Source organism: Paraburkholderia sp. DHOC27 (assembly GCF_003429005.1).
Lineage (GTDB): Bacteria > Pseudomonadota > Gammaproteobacteria > Burkholderiales > Burkholderiaceae > Paraburkholderia.
The window spans coordinates 198,385-224,147 of record NZ_QVQV01000008.1; the positions used below are offsets into that span (position 1 = coordinate 198,385).

The window sequence follows — 25,763 nt, forward strand, 5'->3', positions numbered from 1 at the left end:
GCTAGAACATCATTTCGCCTTGCCGCTTTCGCGGTCCTCGTCCACTTCTTCGCCATCTTCCGATTCGATCCGGGTGGTGCCACCGGTGGCCGGCGGATCGCTGGCGGGAAAGGTATCTTCGATACCTTTGTCGAGATCTTCCTCGGACTTGCTACCGGCTGAATGCTGCTGTTTCGGGTTATTTGCCATTTCCGCCTCCGTTGTGTGTCGGATGCGTTAGAGGCACGCAAGACGCGTTCCGCGTCTGCATGGCAAAGCAGGGCTCAAGTGCCGGGTGGCGAATCGTGGTTGAGCGTGACTCATCGTGGTTAAGCGTCACTCATCGGCAAGGTGCTCGACGACGAGATCCACGAAAGCGCGCAGCCGGTGCAGCCGCCGCAGGTCGCGGTGATAACCCATCCAGATATCGCGGCGCGGCGGATCCTCGCTCAATTCGAGCCGGCGAATGGTACTGATCTGATCGCCAACCGGCCGCGGCAGAACGGCGATCCCCAGGCCTTGCCCGCACATCTGCGCCTGTACGTTGCGGTTATTCGACTGCAATACGACGTCCGCGTTGGGGAAACGGTTTTTTAGCCAGTCTATGTCCGGAAAGCTGCCCGTGGAGGTATCCATCGCGATCAAACGGTTGCCGGTACCGTCACCCTCCACGGCATCAGCGCTGCCGACAGCCACGTACACACCGTAAGGCATCTGCGTCACGCGTCGCTGCACGATGTCGGGCCCATTGAACGGAACGATACGGAACGCGATGTCCGCTTCACGCTGCGCCAGATTGAACAGGCGCGTGCCCGTCAACACTTCGATCTGCACCAGAGGATACGTGCGCGAATATTCTGCGATCACGGGTGGCAGGACATAAGCGCCGAACCAGTCCGCCGACGAGACTCTGAGCGTGCCCGCGAGATTTTGCTGCTCGCCGGCCAGCCGCCGCTCCATACCCAGCGCGCTCTCTTCCATTTGCTCCGCCAGCGGCAGGATGGCGCTACCTTCCTCGGTGAGCACGAAACCGTCGGCGGTCCGCTGGAACAGCACCTGCCCGGTGGCCTCTTCGAGCGCACGCAGGCGCCGCCCCATGGTGGGATGACTGAGATCCAGCGCACGCGCGGCGCCACCTAGCGTTCCCGTGCGCGCTATGGCCAGAAAAATCCTGACGTCGCTCCACTCCATTGCCTCGCACCCACAAAAATGAACGGACGATGTTCATTATATTGAATTGCCGAACAAGAATGTATTTGCGAGACTTGAAACCGTCGTCGCATGTCGTGACGTCCTCGTTGCCATTGGGAACCCGTTTCTCGTCATGGCGAGCGAGGCTGAACGGAGAAAACGGGCAGGAGGAAAGTGTCATGTCGAAGCTTGCATCGACTACCGTATATGTCACCTACGAGGGTGCGCCCAGCGACCGTTTCGACCAGCGCTACTACGTCGAGCAGCATCTGCCGCTGGTGATGCAGGCGTGGCAGCGCTACGGGCTCGAGAGCGTCGCGGCCTTCTTTCCGCCGCTGCCGCAGGTTGGCACCCTTGCGATCTGCGAATGCCGGTTCCGCGACGAGGCCGCCATCGAAGCCGCCTTTGGATCGCCGGAGACGCAAGACGTCATGGCCGACGTTGCGCGCTTCACCGATCTTGCCCCGACACGCAGTCGAATCACGCCACTCTGAAGGGTTCTGAGCAGTCGTGAGCGTCCCGCTGCCAACCCGGCCGTCTTCAATATAGACAGGAGAACGAACTTGGCTTTCTGGAAAAATACCGCGCCCCGTACCGTGCGGCGCGGCCATATGTGGATTCCGGGCGATCGGATCCAGCGCAACGGACAGACCTATCAATGTGGCCCGCTCTTCGTCGAGTGGGAAGCGCCGGAGCAGGTGAGGCGTCCCTGGCCGATCGTGCTGCTGCATGGCGGCGGCTATCAGGGCACCGAATGGTTCGATACGCCGGATGGGCGGCCTGGCTGGGCGCAACGGCTCGTGGAAGCGGGCTACGCGGTGCTGGTTGCCGATCGCCCCGGGCAAGGACGCTCGCCCTTCCACGTCGAGACGATGGGACCGATGGGACCCGCGTTCTCCTACGAACACGGTCGCCACATCTACTTCCCGGAGGAATATGCAGACCAGCACACCCAATGGCCATTTGCTCAGGATGACGAAGCAGCTATGGACGCGTTCATTGCCGGTTACGGCCCGCTGCCTGCCGACCTCGCGTTTTCCCAGGACATCGAAGCGGACCGGATTGCCAAGTTGCTGGACCGGATCGGCCCGGCGATCCTTCTGACCCATTCGGCGTCGGGACCGGTCGGGTGGCTGGTCGCAGATCGCCGGCCGGGGCTGGTCAAGGCGATCGTCGCCATTGAACCGATGGGGCCGCCCTTCGCGGAGATTCCGAATATCGGCGCGTTGAGCTGGGGACTCGCGGCCGTGCCGCTGAACTGGGAGCCGCCGGTTGCGTCGCCCGAAGCACTGCGGGCGGCCGCGCCTGGCGCACACCGCCTGCCGGCGCTCGCCGGTTTGCCGATCGTCGCCGTCACTGCCGAGGCGTCGGCTTTCGCTGCCGCCAGCCGGCCCGCCATCGAGCAGCTCAAGGCGGCGGGCAGCGCGGCTGAACTGCTGCATCTGCCCGACCACGGTGTGTTCGGCAACGGTCACGGGCTCATCTACGAGAAGAACTCGGATGAGGCGCTCGCGCCGGTGTTGAAGTGGCTCATCGAACACACGGAAACAGCCGAGTGAGCCATGGAGAAACGAACCATAAACGGAGCATCAAATGGAAATTGGAATGGTGGGTCTTGGGGCGATGGGCCAGGAAATCGCTCGTAATCTGGTTGGCGCCGGTCACTCGGTCACTGCGTGGAACCGCTCGGGCGGCCACGTGGATGGGGTGCGCATGGTCGAGACGCCCGCGCAGGCGCTGCAGGGCGACATGGCGTTGACGATGCTGGCCGACGACGCGGCTATCCGCAGCGTCCTGCTGGATGCGAGCCTGCTGTCTGAAGCGCGGCCGGGTCTGGTGCATGTGGTGGCATCGACCATCTCCGTGGCATTTTCGCGGGAACTGGTGGAGCACCATCGCGCGGCCGGCATTGCTTATGTGGCCGCGCCGGTGCTGGGGCGGCCGGATGTCGCCGCGAAGGGCGAACTCAACGTGCTTGCGGCGGGTGCGCCGGCCGCGCTGGAAACCGTGAAGCCGGCGCTGGAGGTCATCAGCAAACACATCTGGGACATGGGCGAAGTACCGCCCACCGCGCACGCCGCGAAGATTGCCTGCAACATGATGATCACAATGGCGATCGAGGCGATGGCCGAAGCCGTGGTGCTGACCGAGACCAATGGCCTCGCGCGCGAACGCTTCTTCGACCTGATCCTCGGCACGCTCTTCGGCAGCCGTCCGTATCAGACCTATTCACGCAATATTCTTCGCGACGAATATCAGCCTGGCTTCAAGGCCACGCTCGGCCTCAAGGATCTGCGTCTGGCAAAGGAAGCCGCAACCGATGCCGCGCGCGTGCTGCCGATGCTCGACGCGGTCCATGCGCAGATGCGGGAAGCCGTCGACGCAGGCTTTGGTGACCGCGACTGGTCGGCAATGGCCAAAATCACCTTGGGTCAGGGCTGACAGCCACACTGTGCGTTGAACCAGCGTTGAACCAGGATTGGGCAGCGGCGAGGCCACGGGTGCTGGTAGATTTTTCACACTCTGTCCGTCATGCCGGCGCCTGGCGGCACAGAATGCGTCGCTGCAATGCGCTTGCAAGGCATCGTCCACTGCGGCCAGCGCGGCCACCGGCGCGGGCCTTCGAACAAATAAAAGCCTGGAATCGGTACCTTTTACGCCGGGGTCCAAAATTTGCTACCTCGGCTACTGCTTCACTCGCTTCGACATTCCACGTAAATGTCGCGTGCTCTGGAAACCACGGGTTTCGACCTGGCTGGCTGGCGGTCGCACGTTCCGTCTGGAAAACGATCGCTGTCCGTTTGGAGAGCCAACATGCAAGACGCTTTCGATATTGCCGACCCGCGTGACGACGATCGCGGCGGTTATCTCAACTTCACGATTCACGACGGCACCGCCACGATTCCCGGCCGCATTTCCGCCTCGGCGATGCGCATCTTGATGGACGCAACCAATTACTCGCCGGTTGAAGTATTTCAGGCGAACAAGATGCGCATCCGTTCCGCGGCCTATAAATCGCGCCGTCAGAATCCGACGCTCGCGATGGTCATGCTCGGGACGGTCGACTTCAGTTGATGCCCGGCTGACTGCGCTGCACCTCGCCCACGTTCGCAACGCGTTCACTCTTCGGGATCTGCCGCGCCGTTACCGCTGCCGGCCCAGCGAAGCTGCCGGTCTTTCAGACGCAGATTGATCTTGTCCGAAGCCAGTTCGGCCAGCGCTTTCAGCGCCGCGCGCTGGTCGTCGTCGAGTTGACGCGGCACCACATCCACCACACACAGCGCCCCAAGCGCGTAGCCATCCGGATCGATCAAAGGCGCGCCGGCGTAGAAGCGCACACCAGGCTCGCCGGTCACGTACGGGTTGTCCTTGAAGTGCGGATCGGTTGCGGCATTCTCCACCACGAAAACGTCGTGCTGCATGATGGCGTGATTGCAGAAGGCCAGCATGCGCGGCGTTTCGCGCAGCGTGAGTCCATAGTGCGCCTTGAACCACTGCCGCTCCGGCGTGAGCAGGCTGATCATCGACATGGGCGCGGACAGCGTGCGTGCCGTGAGCCACGCGAGGCGATCGAACGCCGCTTCGTAGGGTGAGTCGATCAGGCCCGTGCGGCGCAGCGCGAGCACGCGTTGCGCTTCGTTGGCCGGCACCGGGTAGGGCATGCGTTCCTGAGCTTCGCTACCGCTTGCGCCCTCCCCCGGCACGGCGCCCGTATTGCGCGCCAGGGTCTGCACGATGCCCATCAGCGCCTCGGCCGTGATATTCGACGGCACGCGCGACACGTGGCGGCTCGTGCCGAGTTCCGTCATCAACTGGGCGGCGCCGATATCCGTTATCGCGACGATCTGCGTATGCGCGAGTTCAGGGTCGTGGAGAACGCGCCGTAGCATCGCGAAACGGTCCCAGTCCGCGCGGCCCAGATCCACCAGCACGACAGCCGGCAAGGTGCGCCCAATGGTGAGCATCGACGCGAAGGTGTCGCTATCGAATACCACCGTGCACTCCGGCATCGCCGCAAACACCTCCCGATACCGCGCGAGGTTGATCTCGTCGGCCTGCACCAGCACCAGCGCGTTGGCCTTGGGATCCGCGGCGCTCAGACGCGCGCGTAAGGCAAGCACGGCGCTGCGCCGCACGCGCCGGTGGCCGCCGGGCGTTTTCCACGACTCGAGTGCGTTGCTCTCTATCCATGTCTGCGCAGTGCGAATGGATATACCCAACAATTGCGCCGCCGCGCGGGTCGTGATGATCGGGTCATCCAGGTCGTCGGGTGAGGTCATGGGCGAACGTTAATGGTTTGGCGGGCCGGCCGCAACGTCAAAAAATTTGGCAAATTTGGCAATTCGCGCTAGTTTAATTCAAGAAACTCAAGATTAGGGCCGAAACCCTTTCTGGACAAGGACTTTGAGCAACTTGCGTGGCGGGTTTCGCCTCAGCCGTGGCCGGAAAAGCGTTTGAAGGTGATTCCCTGGAGGAAACGATTCGTTTTTTCTAGGCGAAAAACGGAAAAAATGGTAAAAATTGAACCCAGTGAGTTTTTGCCCGATTCAGGTAACTTTTGATCTGCCGGCGGCGATGGTTGAAGCCGTCGCTGGCGCGTTCGATCCGGTTTTACGTCTCTCAGGTTCTGGCGTTTTTTTCGTCCCTCGGAAGCCAGAACTTTTCAGCCGGTCTGGCAACAGACCGGCTTTTTTTCGTCCGCACTTTGCGAATGGTCGCGGGGCACATGCATTGCTACCAGCACCATCAGGCGATGCGACGCCTCCGTTCATTAGGACCCCGCAAGAGTATCGAGACGCCTGCACGCGTGCTTTGTGTAGACGATTAACCCTTCGCCCAAGGCTATTCGGAGCTGCGGAGTGACGGCTCGCCGCTATTGATCAGAAGAGACATCGCGACCGCTGTATGGATCGCTAAACAAGATGCCCACTGCTTTTGACAGATTAAAAAGGAGTGGCTCGTGAAACCCGACGTTTTCCCCCTGCCCGCCTGGCAAAGGTACGGGCAATCGCACTGGACAAAGCGCTGCGCAGCACGTCCGAGGCAACTTCGGCCCAAACCGGAATGGGTGCGCCTGCAACGAACGCTGTTGCTTCTGTTGCTGACAGGTTGCCTGAGCACTGCCTTTGCGACCCACAAGTCCCCCTCCGCGGCGGAGACGACGACGAGCACCAGCGCAAGCACCAGCATGAGCACGACCGCAACGACGACATCGAGCGCGACAGGCGCCAGCGCCGTCCACGAAGCCAAACTCGATCGCACCGGCAAGACGCGCAAAGGCAAAGCCTCGTACTATGGCCGCAACTTCTACTCTAAAAAGATGGCCGACGGCAAACCGATGGATCCGCAATCGAACGTGGCCGCCAGCAAGACGCTGCCGCTCGGCACCAAGGCCGAGGTCACCAATCTGAAGAACGGCAATACCGCCGTGGTGGAGATCCAGGATCGCGGACCGTATGTGAAGAACCGCATTGTCGATGTGTCACCCAAGACCGCCGACAAGCTCGGCCTGAAAGAGGACGGCACCGCGCCGGTCGAAGTCAAACCCATCGAAGTGCCGCAACGTGACGGCAGCGTGAAACCCGGCACCGGCGCAACCGATGCATCGCGTGAACAATAACCGCGCTATCAGTGGCGATTACCCGAATCGCAGTCCTTTTATTTTCCACACAACTGTATTGTGGGAATGATCTCTTTTAGAACGCTTTAATGCTCGCTATTCTCCGTCGGTTTGCCGTCAGAGGTTCAAATCAGACCAGTTTGAACGCGTTCCTCTCCGATATCCGGCGGCTGGCCGATTCTCACTATTTAGCACTGGCTCGACTCACAGTCATTGCCAACGCCACTCAATCGGCCTGACCGGCGTATCGAACGCAGCGGACTTTTATTGGCAAGTCAGCAGGAATTCCGGGCTTTGTGTACATTCGCGCTTGAACCCGACTGTGGACACTCTGCGTGGGCCTCAGGGCAACCCTGAGCACAACCCTGAGCGCCGCAAGGTCACTCCGCGCAAAACAACGGGACATCAGGAGAATGCGAACACGTTTTTCCCAATCAAAACAAGCAACGCATTACACGACGCACGCCACGTATTTCTAAAGCCCTGGAATTCTAATGCTCGCCCTAGTCCGAATAGCCCTCCGGCGACCCTACACCTTCGTCGTTCTGGCGATTTTCATTCTTATCGTCGGACCGCTGGCGGCCCTCAAAACGCCGACCGACATCTTTCCGGACATCAGAATTCCGGTGATCAGCGTGGTCTGGCAGTACACGGGTCTGCCGCCTGACCAGATGGTCGGCCGCATCACCTCGCCATTCGAACGCACGCTCACCACCACCGTGAACGATGTCGAGCACATCGAAGCGGAATCCGTGGCGGGCTTCGGCATCATCAAGATCTTCTTTCAGCCGGGCGTGAATATCAGCACGGCCAACGCGCAGGTGACCGCGGTCGCGCAGACCCAGTTGCGGCAGTTGCCGCCTGGCACGACTCCGCCGCTGATCCTGAACTACAACGCGTCGACGGTGCCGATCATCCAGCTGGCGCTGTCGGGCAACGGCCTAACCGAACAGAACCTCGGTGACCTGGGGCTGAATGCCGTGCGGCCGGTGCTCACCACGGTGGCCGGCGCGGCCATTCCCTACCCGTTCGGCGGCAAGACGCGTGAGGTGCAGATCGACGTCGATCCGGTGGCCATGCAGGCACGCGGCCTGTCCGCGCAGGACGTCGCCAATGCGCTGGCGAGCCAGAACCTGATCACGCCGGTGGGCACGGAGAAGATCGGTGACTACGAGTACACGCTGCAACTGAACAACGCGCCGTCGCAGATCAAGGCGCTCGGCGATCTGCCGATCAAGGCGGCCAACGGCACCACGGTGTATATCCGTGACATCGCGAACGTGCGCGACGGCAATCCGCCGCAAACCAATATCGTGCACGTGAACGGCAAGCGTTCCGTGCTGATGTCGGTGCTGAAGAACGGCTCCGTGTCGACGCTCGGGATCATCTCGGGCATCAAGGCGCAGGTGGCGGCCGCGAAGGCGTCGTGGCCCGACAATCTGCAGATCGATCCGATTGGCGACCAGTCGCTGTTCGTGCGCGCGGCCATTTCCGGCGTGGCGCGCGAAGGCGTGATCGCCGCCGTGCTGACGAGCCTGATGATCCTGCTGTTTCTCGGCAGTTGGCGCTCCACGCTCATCATCGCCACCTCGATTCCGCTCGCCATTCTCGGCTCCATTGCCACGCTGTCGGCGCTTGGCGAAACGCTGAACATCATGACGCTAGGCGGGCTCGCGCTCGCGGTGGGGATTCTGGTCGACGATGCCACGGTGACCATCGAAAACATCAACTGGCACCTGGAACACGGCAAGCAAGTGGAGGAGGCGATTCTCGACGGCGCCGCGCAGATCGTTACGCCTGCGTTCGTCTCGCTGCTGTGTATCTGTATCGTGTTCGTGCCGATGTTCTTCCTGAACGGCGTGGCGCGCTTCCTGTTCGTGCCGATGGCCGAGGCAGTGATCTTCGCGATGATCTCGTCGTTCATCCTCTCCAGAACGCTCGTGCCGACGATGGCGAAGTATCTCCTCAAGCCACACACGCAGGACGAGCATGAACACGAGAGCAAGCAACCGGGGCCGCTCGGCCGCTTCCAGCGCGGCTTCGAAGCGCGCTTCGAACGCGTGCGCGAGCGCTATCACGGCCTGCTCGAGCTGGCACTGAATCACCGGCGCATCTTCGTGACGGGTTTCCTCGGCTTTGTGCTGATTTCGTTCCTGCTGGTGCCGTTCCTTGGCCGCAACTTCTTCCCGTCAGTCGACGCCGGGCAGATCCTGATGCACGTACGCGCGCCGGTTGGCGTGCGCGTCGAGAAGACCGCGCAGATCTTCGCCAATGTAGAAGGATCGATCCGCCAGATCATTCCGCCAGCCGATCTCGGCACCGTGGTCGACAACATGGGCCTGCCGGTGAGCGGCATCAACACCGCGTACAACAACACCGGTACCGTGGGCTCGCAGGATGGCGACATCCAGATTGCGCTCAACGAAGGCCACCGTCCCACCGACGAATACGTGCGCGAGATGCGCGAGAAACTGCCGCGCGAATTTCCGGGCGTGACGTTCTCGTTTCCGCCGGCTGACATCATCAGTCAGATCCTGAACTTCGGCTCACCCGCGCCGATCGACCTGCAGGTGCGCGGCAACAATCTCGCCGCGAACTTCGCCTACGCGAACCGTATTCTTCGCGAAGTGCGCGACGTGCCCGGCGTGGTGGACGCACGCATCGCGCAGTCGCATGCCAACCCGACGTTTAACGTCGACGTGGATCGGACCCGCGCGCAGTTGCTTGGCATCACCGAGAGCGACGTGACCAACAGCATGGTCGTCAACCTCGCGGGCTCGAGCCAGGTTGCGCCGACCTTCTGGCTGAACAACGCGAACGGCATCTCGTATCCGATCGTCATGCAGACGCCGCAGTACACGCTCGATTCGCTGGCGGCGCTGCAAAACCTGCCCATCACGCCGCGCGGGTCCGGCGCGTCGCAGATCCTCGGCGGCCTCGCGACGGTCGAGCGCAGCAGCAGTAACGAGGTGGTGAGCCAGTACAACATCCAGCCGATGGTCGAAATCTTCGCGACCACCCAGGACCGCGATCTCGGCGCGGTGGCTTCCGACATCCAGCGCATCGTGCAGAACAACGCCAAAACCTTGCCGAAGGGTTCGAGCGTCGCGCTGCTGGGTCAGGTGCAGACCATGAACAGCGCGTTCTCCGGCATGCTGTTCGGCCTGCTCGGCGCGGTGGTGCTGATCTATCTGATCATCGTGGTCAACTTCCAGTCGTGGGCCGATCCGTTCGTGATCGTGAGTGCGTTGCCTGCCGCGCTGGCCGGCATCGTCTGGATGCTGTTCGCGACCCACACCACGTTGTCGGTGCCCGCGTTGACCGGCGCGATCATGTGTATGGGGGTGGCCACCGCCAACTCGATTCTGGTGGTGAGCTTCTGCCGCGAGCGTCTCGCCGAACATGGCGATCCGTTCAAGGCCGCGCTCGAAGCAGGCTTCACGCGTTTCCGCCCGGTGCTGATGACCGCGCTTTCGATGATCATCGGCATGGCGCCGATGGCTCTCGCACTCGGCGAAGGCGGTGAACAGAACGCGCCGCTTGGCCGCGCCGTGATCGGCGGCCTGCTGTTCGCGACCACCGCTTCGCTATTCCTGGTTCCCACCATCTTCTGTATTGTCCACGCGCGCCCAGGGCGCGCGGCTACCCCGGCAGCCGCTTCGGGAGGTCCCGCTCATGTCGTCTGATTCCGCTTTCCCTGTTAACCCGCCGTCGCGCCGTCCGCTGAAAATCGCCGGCATCGTAGGCATTCTGGTCGTGCTCGGCATCGTCGCCGCGGGCCTCACGCTGCGCGCCGTGGACGCACGCAAGCTGAAAACGTGGACCGATGCCCAGGCCGTGCAGACCGTCACGCTGATCCAGCCGCTCCGCGACCCTCACGGGCCGTCGCTGCAACTGCCGGGGCGCCTCGAAGCCTTTACGCGGGCGCCGATTTTCGCGCAGGTGAGTGGCTACCTGAAGTCGTGGAACGTGGATATCGGCGCACGCGTCAAGGCTGGTCAGGTGCTCGCTGAAATCGACACGCCTGAACTCGATCAGCAACTGGTGCAGGCTCGCGCCGATCTGCAAAGCACCGAGGCCAACGCACTCGTTGCGGGTACCACGGCCAAGCGCTGGGAAGCGTTGCGCGGTACGGATTCCGTGGCCCAGCAGGATGTCGATCAACGCACTGCCGACTACACCGCGCGTGCTGCCACTGCCGCGGCGGCCAAAGCCAACGTGGAACGCCTCATCGCCACCAAGGCGTTCGCGCGCATCGTGGCGCCATTCGACGGCGTGGTGACCGCGCGTGACACCGACGTTGGCGCGCTGGTGAATGCGGGCAGCGGCGGCGTCGGCCAGGAGCTGTTCGAAGTCTCCGATGTGAAGCAGTTGCGTGTGTACGTGCAGGTGCCGCAGAACTACTCCCCTGCCATTCACGACGGCACGACCGCGAGCCTGAGCGTGCCCGAGTATCCCGACCAGCAGTTCACGGCACGCGTCGTGGCAGCGGCGAACTCGGTGAATTCGAGTTCCGGCACGACGCTCGTGCAATTGCTGGTGGACAACTCCGCCGGCAAGTTGCTGCCGGGCGGCTTCGCCAGCCTCACCTTCAACTTGCCTGTCTCGGCGGATGCCGTGCGCGTGCCGGCCAGCGCTCTCGTGTTCGACGGACGCGGCGTCGTGGTGGCCACGCTGGGGCCGAACGATCAGGTGCTGTTCAAGCATGTGAAGATCAACCGCGATTTCGGCAACACCGTGGAGATCGGCGCAGGACTCGCGGCGACGGATCGCGTGATCGACACGCCGCCTGACGGACTCGTGGACGGCGATCACGTGCAGGTGGCGACAGCCGCAGACAGGAAGGCAGCGGCACATGGTTAAGTACGGACTGCCGACGCTGCTCGCCAGCGTCATTGCCCTCTCGGCCTGTTCGCTCGCGCCGGAGTATCACGTGCCGCCCACACCGGTGGCCGCGCAGTACAAGACGACCGGACCCTGGACCCAGGCGCAGCCGGCCGACCAGATTGATCGCAATGGCTGGTGGAAGATGTATGGCGACACGCAGCTCGACGAGCTGGAAACGCGCCTGCTCGCCAGCAATACCGATCTGCGTGCCGCGTACGCGCATTATCAGCAGGCCCAGGCATTCGTCGCCCAGGTGCAGTCGGGGCTTTATCCGACCGTAAACGTGAGCGCCGTGCCGTTGCGCGAACGTCAGTCCGACACCGCGCCGTTGCGCGGCAACGGACCGGCCGACTACAACTCCGTCACGCTCGGTGCGAACGTCAAGTATGACCTCGACCTGTGGGGCCGCGTGCGCGATTCCGTGGCCGCGGGCAAGGACGAAGCGCAGGCGACCAAGGCCGATCTGGCTTCGGTGCGGCTGAGTCTGGAAGTCGATCTCGCGGATAGTTATGTCCGTCTGCGCGGCCTCGACCAGCAGACCGCCTTGTTAAACGATACCGTGGTGGCGTATGCGAGAGCGTTGCAGCTCACGCAGACCTTGCACAGCCACGGGATCGTGTCGGGGCTCGATGTGTCGCGCGCACAGACGCAGCTCTCGTCGGCGCAATCGCAGCTGTCGCAGAACCTCGCGCAGCGGGCGTTGCTGGAGCATGCGATTGCCGTGCTGGTGGGCGCGTCGGCGTCGGAATTCAGCTTGCCGCAGCAGACTGCGGCGATTGCGTTGCCGGACATTCCCACCGGTTTGCCATCGACGTTGTTGCAGCGCCGTCCCGATGTCGCCGCCGCCGAGCGGCGCGTCGCCGAGGCCAATGCGAAGATTGGCGTGGCGCGGGCGGCGTACTTCCCGGACATCACGCTCGGGTTGCAGGGCGGCGTGCAAAGCGCCGCTTACGCTGGCCTCGTGAGCGCGCCAAATGCGTTCTGGGCGATCGGTCCGCAACTGGTGCAATACGTCTTCGACGGCGGTTATCGGCGAGCGACGCTCGATGCTGCCAAGGCGGCGACCGAGGAAGCGGGCCAACAGTATCGTGGTGTGGTGCTGGCTGCGTTCCAGCAGGTCGAGGATAACCTCGCGTTGCTGTCGTATCTGGGGACCGCGCTCGGGCAGCAACGTGATGCGGCTTCTTATGCGCAGACGGCTGTGGATCTTGCGACGCAGCAGTATAAGCAGGGGACCGTTGGGTATCTGGATGTGGTGCAGGCGCAGACTGTGGAGCTCGATGCCCGCCGGGAAGTGCTCGATGTGCAGACGCGGCAGCTTGCTGCGAATGTGCAGTTGTTGCATGCGCTTGGGGGTGGGTGGTCTTCGGATGAGCTTGCCAAGGTGGCGGATGCGCCTGGGTTGGTGGCTGACGCTTCGAAGTGAGTTTTTTGGGTTTTTGCTGTTCTTTGGGCTTTGGCCTTTCCTTGTTTTCTCGTTGGTTTGCTTGCGTTGCCCCTGTGCGGGGCAGCACCTACTTTTCTTTGCCTGCCGCAAAGAAAAGTAGGCAAAAGAAAGCGGCTCACACCGCTAGCGTTTAGGTGTCCATCTCTGATCTTTGGCGGGAGGGGTCCGAGACGAGATGCGCTCTCGTATCACCCCCGCTCGTGACAAGGCTGTCATTCGCTCCAGCGTTGCGCTGCGCGCTCCGCCGAGGGGCATAACCGGGCGAAAATTCACCGTTGTAATACTGCGTGAGTTTATTTTTCTCCGATCCAATTGTTCCGCCGGGTCCTGCAGCCATTCAGGTGTTGTAACGGCGCTTAAAAACCGCTCGATTAGCGCACGCTTTCCGTACGATGAAGACTGAGGCTGCTAACGTCGCAACACCCACCAGGAGACCCCAACTGCTCCCTGCTTTCAACGTATTGCCTACGAAGGAGCCGACGAAGATCGCCGCCAGAATCCCCGCAGCGACCGCAGCGGTGGGAGGGCCGTAGTGGACTTCTGCCTGACAGCCTGTACAAACTGTCGCGCCGCGCGGAACTTCGCTAAAGCAATGGGGGCATCGAAGAGTATTCATTGCATCACCTGACACGGATACGAATATAAGCAAGAGACCATACTCACCGTCAGCGAGTATTCCTAATCAAACCATAAAATAGTATTCAACTCATTTTCATCGTCCGGTCTGTGCCGAAATGGGTGTTCGTTTTGCCACCGCTATCCAGTGGCCTACGCAATGTACTCGATTTCACCCTCCGAATATCTCGCGCAACGCGAGAAATATGATCTAGATCGGGTCGTCGCAATGGCTGATTGCCACAATGATGCGATGACACGTCGGTGCGCTATCGGTAAATGTAAAAGAGTGTTGGATTCGCACGCGAGGCGCGCATGCGAGAGATCCAGCGTCTCGCTGCTTCCGTCCACAGTTCCTCGATTATTGTTGATGATGCAACCAACATAGGACTAGGCACCGAGTATATGCAGTACCGGATAAACAAAGCGCAGTCCATCGAGGGCGCTTACAAGCTCTATCGCGGTCTGTCCAACGGAATCTACTACCGGAAAATCAAGGCGTGTGCGGATCGACTGCGCGCCGATCCTGATTCAATGCAGCCATTGCGTGACATGGTCAAATGAGACTAGCCGCATTTATACCTATCCTGTGGATCGGCTACACCACCACCGCACTATGCGCTCCAGCTCTAGAGAGCGTCACCAACTGCGTGCTCGGAAGCGACCGAAGTCACAAATTCGAATTGCTGCGCGGTCATGCCATAGATAGCACAGCGGTCTACTTCTTTCGTCAAGATGATGCCGCTCCCGTACCGCTCTATTCTGGCGACGAGGATCAATCGCGAGGTGAGGTAATACAGACGGCTTGCGTCGGCACTAAAGAGCGCATATTCGTGATGTCTGGAGAATTCAATTCAAACTTTATCCAAGGCGTGGCGGTTCGCTTTAACAACAAAGCCAGGCGATGGGAGCGTATCGACTTCGCCGAGCGAAACCGTCCAACAGCGGTCTATCTCGGCGCTCAGGGAATGAAGATACTTATACCCAACGGCATGCGAAACGAGTCTCGCAAGCGTTACATCATTTACCGATTTGACGCTGCGAAAGGCAACGGTGAACAGAGCTATTCGAATCGTCTTCCGGATTCACAGTCGGTTCGAATTCCTTTATCCAAAAATCAATAAACTTTTCACTTTACTCCTGCCTCGACCCGCTCGCCTCGCTCGTCATCACTATCTCCCGGTCCACCAGTTCCAGTTTTAGCGGCGTATCCGCCGAGAGATCCTTCCTCGATATGCTGCGGCGCCACGCTCCGTTTGCATTGAGGTCGCGGTAGAACGCAGCCACGCCTATGTACTCCGTGTCCGGCTGCATCGGCTGTGTCACGCTCGCTGACGCGCCTGGGCTCACGACCGTGCCAATACTCCCTCGAAGATCCTGAGCAAGTACAGCCTTGTCGTTCTTCAACAAATCGTCGTACGAGGCTTTCTCGAAGCGCTGGCGGTCCGTCAGTTGATAGATGCGTACCGCCACTGACGTCGAGCGCATCGCTTCGTCAGGATTCAATTCGGCCCGTGCGCTCAGGTCGACTTTCAACACCTTGACCTGTTTGTAGAACACGGCCTGATAGGCGCTCGTGGTCGCGTCAGAAACGCTCTGCCACGCACCGCATCCGTCCAGTAGCAACGTTACGGCGAGCAGGAGCATGGGCATCGTGACAAATCTTATAAGCATAGGAATCCGTGTGATCAGGCAGTGGACGCGAGGAATGGATTCGGCCCTGGTGTCGGAAACGCTTCGTAGCAACCAAGCGGCACGTTGATAAGATGCTCGTCTTTTGACGGCAGCACAGTGGTCCACGCAAGCCTCGGCACTGGCCTTCCGCTCTCCGGCAATGCGCCGATAATCGGTAGTGGCGCCAGCCGCGACGAGATCTGCATGCGCAGCAGCACGTCGGCTCTCGTCCCCACGTATAGCCGGATGAAGGCCAGCAGTTCGCGATGCAGCCACGCACCGGGCAGCAGGTCGTGCGCCTGTTGCGCATTGGCCGGCCGCAACGTCACGCGCACGGCACGGCTGCGGTAGCTGAGCCGCGCACCCAGCACGTACGCGCCGCCCAGTCCACGCCGAGTGTCCCTGCTCTGCGCGCCGCCTGTAATGCCTGCGCAGGTAAGCGGTCGAGGCTTGCCTGCGCCCTTCAAGGTCGGGAAGAATTCGTCCACCTGCACCTCCACGCCAGGCACGGCCAGCGCTACGACTCCGGCAAGTCCTTCCGGTGTGCGGGTACGCTGGATCAGCAACCCCAGCAGCGCCAGAACGCGCGAGTCCGGCAGCCCCGCGCGCTTCGGCTTGTCACCCCAGCCGAACCCCACCAGACACAACAGTCGGCGCGAATGCGCATCGGTGGCGCCGGGCCGGAACGCCGCCGGATAGCGATACTTCTTCCACGCGCGGTATAGCAGCGTGACGGCACGGTGATTGAACTGATCGAGGAACGCTTCAAGCGCCTCGTGCCCCTCGCTGCGCAGCACGATATCGTCGACCATGTGTGATGGCATCGCCGCGTCCACGCCGTACAAGCCCATAAATGTCGTGCGGACCGTCGGCGGCGCCTGTGGGCTATCAGCGCTGCCCTGCCCGGCCATCTCAACGGAAGCGATTTCGCCCGCCGGAAAACCAACTCGGGGTCGAGGGCGGAATCTCACGGGTTCCTGCCCGAGCGAATCGCGCGAGCCGAAACCGGGATGCTCGGGCACCCGTACCTCGAGCAAGTGGCACAGCTGCATGAAGTTCATCATCGGTGCACGAGCGAGCAGCGCTGCGACCAGCGGCTCCAGATCGGGCATCTCGCGCGGCGTCATAGCGGCGAGCGCTGCGCCTTGCTGCGCGGCCATTCGGTGCGTTGCTGCGACGGCAGACTCACCACCGCGAGCCGGGTGAACAGATTGATCTCCGCATACAGCGCGAAGAAACGGTGCAGCAGTTCACCAAACAGCATCACATCGCCCTCGCCTGCAAAGGCGTGACTGTCGAGCGTGACTTCGATCAGCACGCCCCGCTCGACCGAACCGCCGGACACTTCCTCCAGCAGCTCTTCGCGGACGTGCAGAATGCCCGTGAGACGCCGGCGGTTCAGTTCATCCTCCGTCCAGTCATACAGAGCGAGCGCTCCGCGCAGTACCTGCACGTCCATCATGGAAAGAAAATTGGGTGCGAGATGCGACAACACGCGCCACTGGAAGCGATCATTGGTGGGTGGATAGAGCGGCAAGGTCGGTGCCACCAGGTTGTGTACGCCAGACACGTTAGGCGTGCTCTCGCCCAGTTCTTCGATGCTCGCTTCGCGCAACCCTTTTCTGGGCAGCATGCCGTTCGTGCCCGTCACCCTGAGCGAGAGATTTTCCACAGGCAGGTCGTTCATGGCCTCCCACGCGTGACCGCCGAGAATCACCCATGTGTCATGCAGACCCGTGACACCTTGCCTGACTCGCGTATGGAAGTACCGCTCGGGCGCCTCATGCCGCAACATCCCGCCGCGGTGACGGAAGGCGGCAAACGGTACGTACTCGTAGCGCTCGGCCGTGGTGTGATCGAATGACTCGACTGCGTCCACGGAATACGTTTCGACGTGCGCCCCCTGATGGCCCGCCGCCGTCACGCGATATTCCGTTGCATGGTGGTTAGCCTCGATTGGTTCGGCATCGAGCGGAAACAGGTTGATGACCGGCGTGCAAAAGAGCCTCACGTTGTCCGCCGTGAAGTGCTGGTCGGACGGGTAGCTATTCTCGAGCAGAATCTCCAGTTCGAAGGCGAACGCGTGCGCGGGCAGCGCGGCAAGATCCAGACCGCACAGGTCCACGAACAAAAACTTCTCGCGAAAGCTGAAGTACTCCAGCAACAGTTGATACCCGGAAAAGGCTGTCTCCGCTTTGGGCCACAAGCGCTCTTCCGTGGCGAATCCCGCAGGTTCGAGCGTCACGTTTTCGAGCAGGCGAGTGTCACCGGCAGCGCTGCCTTCGTGCATCGCGGGAAGCCGCCACGAAATGGCCTCCACCTGCCGTGTGAGGGCGAGATGCATGGCGAACGCCGTGGGTAAATCAGCATTCAGGTACAGGCGCAACCGCGAAAGGTCCGTGGCACCGCGCCGCGCCGAACGATCGACGTCGAATCGCAGCCTGATCACGGAGCGCCCATCGTGACGAACGTCTGGTCCCGCATACGTGAGACGTACCGGCTGCAACGTCACCGCCTGTGTCGTCCGGTAGCGGCATTGCACGGTCTTCGGCGCGGCGCCCTCCATGCCGGCTGCCAGCGGCACCGCGATTGGCGCGGAACGAACCGGCACGCCGGCGGGCACGATTTCGGTCTTTTGCAGTTTTTCCGCGAGCGGGAACAATTCGACGATCGAGAGCGACGGAATCATGCGCAAATAGTGCGGCCATAGCAGGCTCACCAGCCCTTCGGTCAATTCCGGCAGTTCGTCGTCGAGCTTCTGTTGCAGACGCCCGGTCAAGAATGCGAAGCCTTCGAACAGGCGTTCAACGGAAGGATCGCGGTCGCCGATCCGGTCGAGATTGAGCATGCGAGCGCGGTCGGGATGCGCCCGCGCGAACTCCTTGCCCGCTTCACGCAGGTAGCGCATCTCGGCCTCGTAATAGCGCAGGATCGGATCGTCGTGGTCCATAAATACTCGTTGTTGTTATAGCGTCAGGGTACGCGCGGGGTCGAGTACAGTCAGCTCGTGGTGAAGCTGTTCCAGACGCCGAGCGAGCGCGGGCTTGTCGACGTCCTTGCGCTGGCTCGTTGTCTTGAGCGTTTTGATCAGGTGATGCTTCACTTCGAAGGCAAGCGCCGGCTCCCAACGCAGGAGCGACACGCTGTGCGTCGCGGCATCGAGTTCGGCAAGCAGTGGCATAGCGATGTCGGTACGGCCTGCGTGGTCGGCGAGGCGTGCCGTCACGAAGCGCAGCAAATAGCGCTGACGCTCCGTGCGCACGCCCGGAAGCGCCTCAAGCCATGCAAACGCGGCTTCGAGGCTCTGCCCCGCAACGATGTCTTGCGCCTGTGCCTCGATTTCGGGCCACTCGCCCGCACCGGCGTCGCCGGTATCGGCGCAGACCGGCAATGGCGCGACTGTCTCACCTCGTTCGAGGTCGCGCACCACCGCATGCCGTGCGATCCACTCGAGCGTCGAGTCGTCGGCAAAGGCTGTGCCGTCATTAAACGCAAGACGTTCGACACCCGGGAGCCGTTCGAGAAACAGCGCGAAGTCCGCTCGCAACAGTTCGCGCCATCCGCTATACGGCGAACCAACGTGATCGAGTGCGATGTGCTGGAAGTATTGCAGGTCGAACCATATATGATTCATGCCTTCCATAAAGGCGCCTTCGACGCGTTCAAGCAGTTCGTGCCAGTGCTTTTGCAGCACAAGACGCTTCATCTGCTGACGCAGCTCGGTGCGTGGCGAAATGAGGCGCGTGCGGCCTTGCGCATCGGCAGGTGGCACTTCATGCAGCGTGTCCCATCTCACGCTGCGCACGAGCCGTACTGACGGCAGATAGCCGTTCTCCTGATCGCGCAGCCAGGCCGCCATCGTACGCGCCTGGTCCAGCAGATCGCGCATTGAAGACACGCTGCCCATTGGCTTGCCAGTCACGCCGTGCAACGCGTGGCTGATCGAGTCCGGTGCTTCGTCAGCAATGCGTGGCACCTCATCGCTGCGTTCAAAACGCGCGACGAGCGGATGCAGATTCGGGCGCGCCGCGTCCGGCCACTCGCCAGTGCGGGCGACGAGCAGTTTGAGCGCCGCGATCGCGCGCTCGAAATCCGTCGCGGCAAACTCCCCGCGGCTTTCGAGCAGCTCCAGCAGCCGCGTCGTCGCGAACATTTCAAGCGCCGCTTTTTTCGCTTCGGCACGCGCGGGCAGCAAGGCCACACCGAAACGTTCGACCAGCGCCGCACACAGTTCCAGTCCGTCAGCAAAGCCAGCCGTCCCGTCCATGCGCAGACGCGCGAACGTGTAGTAGCCGGCTACGCGCAGATCCTTGCCCGTATCCGCCATCAACTGTTCGCAGGACCGCACGATCAACGCGTCGTCTATGTCCGTGAGTTTCGTGGCTTCGTCCCTGAGTTCGAAGAATACATCTTCGTAGCCGGGGTCTCGTCCACAGGGATGTTCGCCGGCAAATGGCGCGAGCCATGATGACCATGCGTCGAACCGCGCGGGCGGCATCGGCGGCGCCGGGTTCGCACCCAGCAGATTCTTGACGAAATGCGTCAGCACTGACGACCTCAATAAATAAATGCATCGGACTGAAACTGCGCCGTCCGCGCCGACGCGGGGTTGTGCCGCTTCGCAACGGACGCCTTCGCTTCAGACAGCGGCTTGCCGTCACTGAAATCCGTCGAGGCAGAAGTGGACTCAGTTGTTGGCGGATCAATCACGACAATCTGCGCCCGACTTTCTATGCCCTCACGCCTCGTCACTTTAGTTTGTTTCGGTATACTTATCGTATCTACCGACTGACTGCCCGGCTTCACGGATGGGCCATCCACGTTACTGGTCTGGCTCGCTTCGTCTGGCCGCCCCGAAGGAAGTGGCACTTCGGCAAGCCGCGCGGCTTCCAGCATTGCTGCCGGCAACGGCGGCGGGCCATCGAATGCGTGCTTCTGCGTATCTGGCAATCTTGACGAACCCGTCAGGAAAATCCGTTGCGGCAACGAAAAGTGCCGCAACGCGAGGATATCGAGCGGACCCGCGCCGGTTTCGCTGCGCAGTTGCATTTGCAGCGGCATATTCAGGCTCTGGTCCGCCGCCCACGTCAGCAAATAGCGTGCGTTGTCCTGCGGCGTGACCTTCGCGCGTTCGAGCAGCCGGATCAAACCGAAGCGTCCCTGCGTATCCAGCGCCGAGCGCAATCCGCTTTGCTCGGTTTGCCATTCGACACGAGCGGTGTTTTCCAGCGCGTCGCCGGGCCAAACGAACGGCTCCCACTCTTCCTTCTGGTTGAAGTAATGCAGCTCCCGTCCCGACAGCACGAATTTCAGGTCGGTCACGCCGGGGGTCGGCACCGCGCGAAGCTCGAAGCGCGCCCGTGCATCGCCAGAGGCAAACAGCGAGGCCGATACTCGCATCAGCGTGTTCAATGCAGCGAGAAAATCTGGGTCGACCGTCAGCGCTGTGCGCCCGGTTCCCTGCACCGTGACCCAACGATCACCTTGCCGCTCGACGACACCCGCCAGTTGCGTGGTGACGAACTGGGCAATGAGGCCACCATCGGGCCGCATGAAGCGGGCCATGTCGGGCAGCGAGGCGTCGTTGTCGGAATCGGCGAACGGATAGCGGCCCGCGAAATTCCGGTTCCAGTCGGCCAGAATGCCACCGCGCCACGTGTCGTTCAGGCTCGCCGCTGCGGGATGCAAAACGACCTGCCATGTCTGGTCGAGCGGTTGCTGGAACAGATCGCCGAAGCCAGCCCATTCCTGTCCGAGACTGGCGGACACGCGGCTCGCGTAATCGCGGCTGTCGGCCATGTCGGAGGTCTTGCCCTGCAACACGGCCTGGGCCGCCACCCGCGACATGGCGTCCGGATCGGTGCTCATCATGATCTGCTGTAGCTTCAGACGCATCGCAATCACACGTTCGAGAAAGCGCGCGAGGCTCAGATCACCGCTCGCGGCTATCTGCGCGAAAGACGTGTTGTGGCTGACGTTAGCGTTGCCGTCGCCCGCGCTGGCCGTGCTGATGTCGCTGCCCGCCAGCCGTAGCAAGGGCCCGAATGCCGCAGCGAGCGGTGCAACGTTTTGCTGCACGGAAATCTTCGAGGGGTCTTTCTCGTCAGCACCGACAAGCTGTTGTGCCTTGTTGATCAGCGAGTCCGAGAGCGATTGCGTCGCGGCACCCGCGCCGGCCTGATACACCACGACGTTCATCAATGCGACGAGCGGCGAGCGCTGCGGATCGCCGAGCAGCGTCAATTGATCGACTGTGCCGGAGAGCGTCGCCGTCGGCTGCCAGCGGATGCCGTTCAGGAACGCTTGCCACGCGCGTGCGTAATCGTCGAAATAGCGCTGTCGTAAATCCGCTTTGAGCGACGCGGTGGTGGGTGCGTTCGTCCGGGTGTCGGAGAGCACCCAGTCCCCGACGATGCTGCTCTGTTCACTGGCTTCGTCGATCGCCTTTGCGATCCGCTCGTCCCACGCGACGCGCGTGAAAACGCCCGGGAGCGTTGCAGTCGTATTGAAGAGGCCACGGCTGCTGGTGTCGCCAAGCAACGTAGCGAGCGACGCCGGCGGATATTTCGGCTTTGCCTCCTCCAGGATCTGCTCGTAGATCACGTCAGTCGAGTTCTGGATTCCGCGCACTCCGATCACCGTCTGCCGGGCAGCGCTGACAAGCGATGCGTCGGCGTCGATGGCGAGTGGCGTCCTGCTTGCCGATGCAGGTTGACCGAGATGATCTGCGTAGAACGCGGCCAGGTGCTCGCGCAGATCCTGCCATGCCCCTTCGCTGAGCGTTGAGTTGGCGGGGCGCGCAGGCACATTGAGCGCGACGAGTCGTGGGGCAAGGAATTTCGCCTCGGCGTGTTCGGGCCTGGCAAGCATCAGGTATGTCTTTAGCGTGTCGTAGGCGGACTTGATCGATGCATCGCCACCGCTCGCAATTTCTGCGTCTGAAAGCGCAGTGAGTTGACGCAACTGGTCTTCGAGCCTGGTACGAATCGGCGCGACGACGAGACGTGCCGCGCCGGTTTCATAGGCTGGCCACATCACGGCGAAAAGTGCTGCGTCGCGGTTCAGGCCAAAACGCGCGTACCAGGGCGCGCCCTCGCGTTGATGGACTTCAAGCGTGTCGAGTTGCTTTTGCAGAGCATCGAGCGCCAATGCAGCCTGGGTAGCAGCCTGGTCCTGTTCTGGCGGGCTGGAAAGACTGGATACGGTGTCCGCGGCTTTTGCGATGGCCGAGCGGTTGGCGTAACCGGACAGCGTCGTGCCGGCGATCCATAGCCCTAGCAACGCGGTGGCAATCGCCGCAGCGGTTGTCGAGAGGGAGAAGCCGACCCTATGGCCGTGGATGCGGCGGCTGTGAATAGCGACGGTTTGCCAGACGCCGCACATGGGGTCGTGGTTTTCAACGCGGTCGTCGATCACGCCCGTATCCCTGCTGGCTGCCGCGCCACCCTCATCTGTCGCGGTATCACCGGCCGCTGCAACCGGCTCCTTCTGCAGCGGAACAAACAACACGCCATGCACAGCGCCGCTCCCGATACGGGACTGATCCATCTGTACGGTCAATTCGGACAGCGAGCGGCAATATCGTGAGATGTGCTGCGATAGCTCGCCCACATATCGGTCAGCTCGATTCGTCATCAGACGGACGACCGCTGCGTCAGCAAGATCAGTCGAAAGCGCGTGCAATGAGCCGGCAAATTCTTCCGCCGACATCCTTGCGTTCGACCACATGCAGCCGACCACCTCGTAGGAGCCAGCGGTATCGACGCCAACATCGCTCGCGTTCAGCAGATAGACAGGCGCAGCCCATCGCAACGCACGCGCTTGCTGGCCCAGTCGTCGCGCAACGCGCCCGGCTTCACGTGGAGCGTTATTTGTAAGGCGTGTGGACACGATCTCCATGACAGCGTCCACCGGCCGACGTCCCCGCAGACGGCGGATCTGTTCAAGCCAACGGGTGTCGAGTGCGCCATCACTCTGGCCTGCATATAGCAACACGAGGTCGTCGACGATCACGTAGCCGGTTTCGGTCAGCCTCGGCGCCAGCCACTCGACGAGTGCCGCCTCGCCTCCTACGACTATCCAGCGACCACGGTATCGCCAGCGCCAGCCGTGACGAATCATCAGCTCTGCTTTGAGCGAACTGGCACGCTGTTGGCGAGCGCCAAGCGTTTCGTCCAGACTGCCGCTTGCCTCTGGTTGCGCGCCGATCCAGCTCTTGATTCGCCGCCACGCCAGCGCGGGTCGCGATGAATCTTCATAGCTGAACACCAGAAGCAGCACGACGAATAGCGCACAAAGCGCGGCGATTGCCGCGGCGCGATGTTCAGCAGGGATGCCGAGCCATTTGCTGCGATACCAGATCATGATGCCGGGCAGAACGACCACGACGAGGACGCCCAAAAGGTCCAGCTTGAACTTGCGATTCATGTCCTGGCACCCGGTTGCGAAATCTTCGCCGGTGACGCGGGCGCGACAATCGCCGCCACGATCTTTTCCGCGCGTTGTTCGATCAGAAGCTGTTTCGCGCCCGACCGCTTTGCGCTCAATGCCGCGCAAGTCAATGAAAGCCAGGGGTCCGCAGCCCCGGCGCGCCCCACCGTCTGATCCATGTCTATCTCGCGCACCGATTCATTGCGCTCGCCCGTCAGCCCCGCGCTGCTCAACGCGCGATGCAAGCGCGCTACGGCATCGGGAGCGATGCCATTTAGCCAGACACGCGCAACGGACACCGCATCGGATGTGCCCCAGCGCAACGCGTAGGCCAGCGTCTGATCCAGCTCGTCCAGGGTGCCGCTCATGGGGCGATGAATGAAGGCCACAGGTTTCTGGGAGTAACTTTCCGCAATCGCCAACGGAACGAAGAGCACGGCAGCACCGGCCTCCGCGCTTCCTGCGGGTGGATCCTGACTCAGAATCGGGTTCAACTGGATCGTGACCAGCAGCGTGGCCTGCTTGCGCAACGACTCCTCGTTGCTGTCGAGCCACGCGTCGACCGTCATGAGGTGCGGACTGGCCACTTCCACCAGCACGCTGCCAACGCGCGGTTGACGGCTCCGCCAGCACGTTTCCCATAAGACTGCCGCATCAATCTCCAGCGCGTCCGCTACGACACTCAGACGCACGGTCAACGGCAACGCCGCAGGCAGTGCGACCAGCGCTCCCGCCAACTGATCCAGCAAACGTTCGTAGAGCCATTCCAGCACCTGCGCTTGACGAGCCGCATCGGGTCCGCGCAGCCACTTGCTGCTGTCGAGCACGCCTGGGCTGAGCCACCGGGCGACCACCATCCCGGACTGCGCAATGGAAGGCTGGGATTTCAACGTCACTTTCGATTGTTCGAGCGCTTCGATGCTGCCGTTGCTGTCGTCGCCCGTGAACATATGCGTGCAGCCGAGCACTGCCAGCGGCACGCTGGCACCGGCAAACACCTCTTCGATGTGCCGCTCGCGTGCCGCGTTCCATTCCTGCGCGTCAAGGCGCCGTCCCTCGTAGACGCTAAAGCGTCTGCTCACGGCAAATGCTGCGAAGCCCATTGGATAAATTAACAAACAAACCCAGAACCACGCTGTCCGGGTGGGTTCGTTGCCCGGCCAAAGCACCAGGACTACCGATACACCGATCAAGGTCAGGCCGAAGAACACGACCGCCCACAGCCATTTCGATGGCCCCGCATGGGGCAACGTTTGTTCGGGCGGAAAAAGCGAGAAATCAACGGCCATAAATCCCACGCATGGTCTCACTACTCAGCCGGAAATGGCTTCTCCGATAGCCTCACAGACTCGCCCGAGGATTTAAATAGATACCGCATGACGTTTTTATTCTCGTCGTATTCGGACGAAAAATTGACGACAGCTCCGTTCAAAGCATAAGTGCCGCTGCCGGCTTTGGTCAGAACCGGGTATCCGGATACAACAGCCGAATAAAACGGTGAGATATCGTTCGCCCCGGACATGTTGCTTACGAGATCACGCATGTTTTTGTTCTGCAACCTGGAATCCACCACCTTCGCTTCATAAATGTATCGCCACCCCGCAATACTCTTCAGATGGTCGACATCGTCGCTGTCCCATTTGTATTTTTCCAATAGAGCTTTCAACGTCATCGGCATCAAGTGATCAACCTTCACACAACAGATCGAGCCGTCGAAGGAATCCGACAGCGCGCTAAACGTCGTTTCACGCGTGATCTCTGTATCTGAAAATATGAAGTTCATTCGAACCGGTTCGGCATTTTTCTCCGTGCTGGCGGTCACCAATTGCTCCCATACACCGAACACCGGCTTTTGATCCGCCCTGCACATGGAAGAGGTCAACGCGGCCGCAACACAAAACACGAGGTATTTCATCAATT

20 protein-coding genes are annotated in these 25,763 nt (G+C 61.6%); 10 read left to right on the top strand and 10 right to left on the bottom strand.

The genetic code is table 11. The features are described 5' to 3' along the window. Positions 1-9: 9 nt before the first annotated feature. A complete protein-coding gene (locus tag D0B32_RS24910) occupies positions 10-189 on the bottom strand; it encodes a hypothetical protein (protein ID WP_117336967.1) in 180 nt (59 codons plus the stop codon). Between the two features lie 126 nt (positions 190-315). After that, on the bottom strand, positions 316-1,170 hold the full coding sequence (locus tag D0B32_RS24915) for a LysR family transcriptional regulator (RefSeq protein WP_117336968.1): 855 nt from the start codon (positions 1,168-1,170) through the stop codon (positions 316-318). Between the two features lie 179 nt (positions 1,171-1,349). Between D0B32_RS24915 and D0B32_RS24920 the strand changes: the two genes are divergently transcribed. The 4 genes from D0B32_RS24920 to D0B32_RS24935 all read left to right on the top strand — a co-directional run bounded on the left by D0B32_RS24920 (position 1,350) and on the right by D0B32_RS24935 (position 4,245). Next, complete coding sequence (locus tag D0B32_RS24920; RefSeq protein ID WP_117336969.1) at positions 1,350-1,664, top strand: EthD family reductase; 315 nt, start codon at positions 1,350-1,352, stop codon at positions 1,662-1,664. A 69-nt stretch (positions 1,665-1,733) separates the two neighbouring features. Beyond that, a complete protein-coding gene (locus D0B32_RS24925) occupies positions 1,734-2,729 on the top strand; it encodes an alpha/beta hydrolase (RefSeq protein WP_220444959.1) in 996 nt (331 codons plus the stop codon). Between the two features lie 34 nt (positions 2,730-2,763). After that, positions 2,764-3,612: an NAD(P)-dependent oxidoreductase gene (locus tag D0B32_RS24930; protein WP_117336971.1), complete on the top strand. Its 849-nt coding sequence runs from the start codon at positions 2,764-2,766 to the stop codon at positions 3,610-3,612. A 372-nt stretch (positions 3,613-3,984) separates the two neighbouring features. After that, positions 3,985-4,245 carry a hypothetical protein gene (locus D0B32_RS24935; protein ID WP_117336972.1) on the top strand — a complete coding sequence of 87 codons (261 nt, stop codon included), beginning with the start codon at positions 3,985-3,987 and terminating at the stop codon, positions 4,243-4,245. A gap of 44 nt (positions 4,246-4,289) precedes the next feature. Here D0B32_RS24935 and D0B32_RS24940 read toward each other — a convergent pair whose 3' ends face one another. Beyond that, positions 4,290-5,450: a GAF domain-containing protein gene (locus D0B32_RS24940; protein WP_220444960.1), complete on the bottom strand. Its 1,161-nt coding sequence runs from the start codon at positions 5,448-5,450 to the stop codon at positions 4,290-4,292. Between the two features lie 908 nt (positions 5,451-6,358). Here D0B32_RS24940 and D0B32_RS24945 point away from each other — a divergent pair. The 6 genes from D0B32_RS24945 to D0B32_RS24970 all read left to right on the top strand — a co-directional run bounded on the left by D0B32_RS24945 (position 6,359) and on the right by D0B32_RS24970 (position 14,863). Further along, positions 6,359-6,790, top strand: a complete 432-nt coding sequence (locus D0B32_RS24945) for a septal ring lytic transglycosylase RlpA family protein (protein ID WP_117337179.1) — start codon at positions 6,359-6,361, stop codon at positions 6,788-6,790. A gap of 494 nt (positions 6,791-7,284) precedes the next feature. Further along, on the top strand, positions 7,285-10,476 hold the full coding sequence (locus D0B32_RS24950; protein WP_117336973.1) for an efflux RND transporter permease subunit: 3,192 nt from the start codon (positions 7,285-7,287) through the stop codon (positions 10,474-10,476). Continuing rightward, positions 10,466-11,653, top strand: coding sequence for an efflux RND transporter periplasmic adaptor subunit (locus D0B32_RS24955; RefSeq protein ID WP_117336974.1), 1,188 nt, complete (start codon positions 10,466-10,468; stop codon positions 11,651-11,653). The genes D0B32_RS24950 and D0B32_RS24955 overlap by 11 nt, the downstream gene beginning before the upstream one ends. Then, on the top strand, positions 11,646-13,103 hold the full coding sequence (locus tag D0B32_RS24960) for an efflux transporter outer membrane subunit (protein WP_117336975.1): 1,458 nt from the start codon (positions 11,646-11,648) through the stop codon (positions 13,101-13,103). The genes D0B32_RS24955 and D0B32_RS24960 overlap by 8 nt, the downstream gene beginning before the upstream one ends. A gap of 951 nt (positions 13,104-14,054) precedes the next feature. Next, positions 14,055-14,303: a hypothetical protein gene (locus D0B32_RS24965; RefSeq protein WP_117336976.1), complete on the top strand. Its 249-nt coding sequence runs from the start codon at positions 14,055-14,057 to the stop codon at positions 14,301-14,303. Next, entirely contained in the window at positions 14,300-14,863 is a 564-nt protein-coding gene (locus D0B32_RS24970; protein ID WP_117336977.1) for a hypothetical protein, read from the top strand. Before D0B32_RS24965 ends, D0B32_RS24970 begins: the two co-directional genes overlap by 4 nt. 10 nt (positions 14,864-14,873) lie before the next feature. Here D0B32_RS24970 and tssJ read toward each other — a convergent pair whose 3' ends face one another. From tssJ to D0B32_RS25005, 7 genes are all read right to left on the bottom strand, one after another. Then, entirely contained in the window at positions 14,874-15,413 is a 540-nt protein-coding gene (tssJ, locus tag D0B32_RS24975; RefSeq protein WP_117336978.1) for a type VI secretion system lipoprotein TssJ, read from the bottom strand. A gap of 14 nt (positions 15,414-15,427) precedes the next feature. Beyond that, positions 15,428-16,573: a type VI secretion system baseplate subunit TssG gene (gene tssG, locus D0B32_RS24980; RefSeq protein ID WP_259295126.1), complete on the bottom strand. Its 1,146-nt coding sequence runs from the start codon at positions 16,571-16,573 to the stop codon at positions 15,428-15,430. Beyond that, positions 16,537-18,363, bottom strand: a complete 1,827-nt coding sequence (gene tssF / locus D0B32_RS24985; RefSeq protein ID WP_117336979.1) for a type VI secretion system baseplate subunit TssF — start codon at positions 18,361-18,363, stop codon at positions 16,537-16,539. Before tssF ends, tssG begins: the two co-directional genes overlap by 37 nt. A gap of 15 nt (positions 18,364-18,378) precedes the next feature. Continuing rightward, entirely contained in the window at positions 18,379-19,911 is a 1,533-nt protein-coding gene (tssA, locus tag D0B32_RS24990) for a type VI secretion system protein TssA (protein ID WP_117337181.1), read from the bottom strand. A gap of 59 nt (positions 19,912-19,970) precedes the next feature. Further along, entirely contained in the window at positions 19,971-23,840 is a 3,870-nt protein-coding gene (locus tag D0B32_RS24995; RefSeq protein WP_117336980.1) for an ImcF-related family protein, read from the bottom strand. Next, a complete protein-coding gene (locus D0B32_RS25000; RefSeq protein WP_147329564.1) occupies positions 23,837-24,925 on the bottom strand; it encodes a hypothetical protein in 1,089 nt (362 codons plus the stop codon). The genes D0B32_RS24995 and D0B32_RS25000 overlap by 4 nt, the downstream gene beginning before the upstream one ends. A 227-nt stretch (positions 24,926-25,152) precedes the next feature. Beyond that, complete coding sequence (locus tag D0B32_RS25005) at positions 25,153-25,758, bottom strand: hypothetical protein (protein ID WP_117336982.1); 606 nt, start codon at positions 25,756-25,758, stop codon at positions 25,153-25,155. Positions 25,759-25,763: the final 5 nt, after the last annotated feature.

Bases quoted from the DNA above. Each gene is read 5' to 3' on its own strand.
- D0B32_RS24915 (WP_117336968.1), bottom strand. From the start codon at position 1,170: ATGGAGTGGAGCGACGTCAGGATTTTTCTGGCCATAGCGCGCACGGGA.
- D0B32_RS24940 (WP_220444960.1), bottom strand. From the start codon at position 5,450: ATGACCTCACCCGACGACCTGGATGACCCGATCATCACGACCCGCGCG.
- D0B32_RS24995 (WP_117336980.1), bottom strand. From the start codon at position 23,840: ATGAATCGCAAGTTCAAGCTGGACCTTTTGGGCGTCCTCGTCGTGGTC.
- D0B32_RS25005 (WP_117336982.1), bottom strand. From the start codon at position 25,758: ATGAAATACCTCGTGTTTTGTGTTGCGGCCGCGTTGACCTCTTCCATG.
- tssJ (WP_117336978.1), bottom strand. From the start codon at position 15,413: ATGCTTATAAGATTTGTCACGATGCCCATGCTCCTGCTCGCCGTAACG.
- D0B32_RS24950 (WP_117336973.1), top strand. From the start codon at position 7,285: ATGCTCGCCCTAGTCCGAATAGCCCTCCGGCGACCCTACACCTTCGTC.
- D0B32_RS24930 (WP_117336971.1), top strand. From the start codon at position 2,764: ATGGAAATTGGAATGGTGGGTCTTGGGGCGATGGGCCAGGAAATCGCT.
- D0B32_RS24955 (WP_117336974.1), top strand. From the start codon at position 10,466: ATGTCGTCTGATTCCGCTTTCCCTGTTAACCCGCCGTCGCGCCGTCCG.
- D0B32_RS24920 (WP_117336969.1), top strand. From the start codon at position 1,350: ATGTCGAAGCTTGCATCGACTACCGTATATGTCACCTACGAGGGTGCG.
- tssG (WP_259295126.1), bottom strand. From the start codon at position 16,573: ATGGCCGCGCAGCAAGGCGCAGCGCTCGCCGCTATGACGCCGCGCGAG.
- tssF (WP_117336979.1), bottom strand. From the start codon at position 18,363: ATGGACCACGACGATCCGATCCTGCGCTATTACGAGGCCGAGATGCGC.
- D0B32_RS24970 (WP_117336977.1), top strand. From the start codon at position 14,300: ATGAGACTAGCCGCATTTATACCTATCCTGTGGATCGGCTACACCACC.
- D0B32_RS24910 (WP_117336967.1), bottom strand. From the start codon at position 189: ATGGCAAATAACCCGAAACAGCAGCATTCAGCCGGTAGCAAGTCCGAG.
- D0B32_RS24945 (WP_117337179.1), top strand. From the start codon at position 6,359: ATGAGCACGACCGCAACGACGACATCGAGCGCGACAGGCGCCAGCGCC.
- D0B32_RS24965 (WP_117336976.1), top strand. From the start codon at position 14,055: ATGCGAGAGATCCAGCGTCTCGCTGCTTCCGTCCACAGTTCCTCGATT.
- D0B32_RS24935 (WP_117336972.1), top strand. From the start codon at position 3,985: ATGCAAGACGCTTTCGATATTGCCGACCCGCGTGACGACGATCGCGGC.
- tssA (WP_117337181.1), bottom strand. From the start codon at position 19,911: ATGCCGCCCGCGCGGTTCGACGCATGGTCATCATGGCTCGCGCCATTT.
- D0B32_RS24960 (WP_117336975.1), top strand. From the start codon at position 11,646: ATGGTTAAGTACGGACTGCCGACGCTGCTCGCCAGCGTCATTGCCCTC.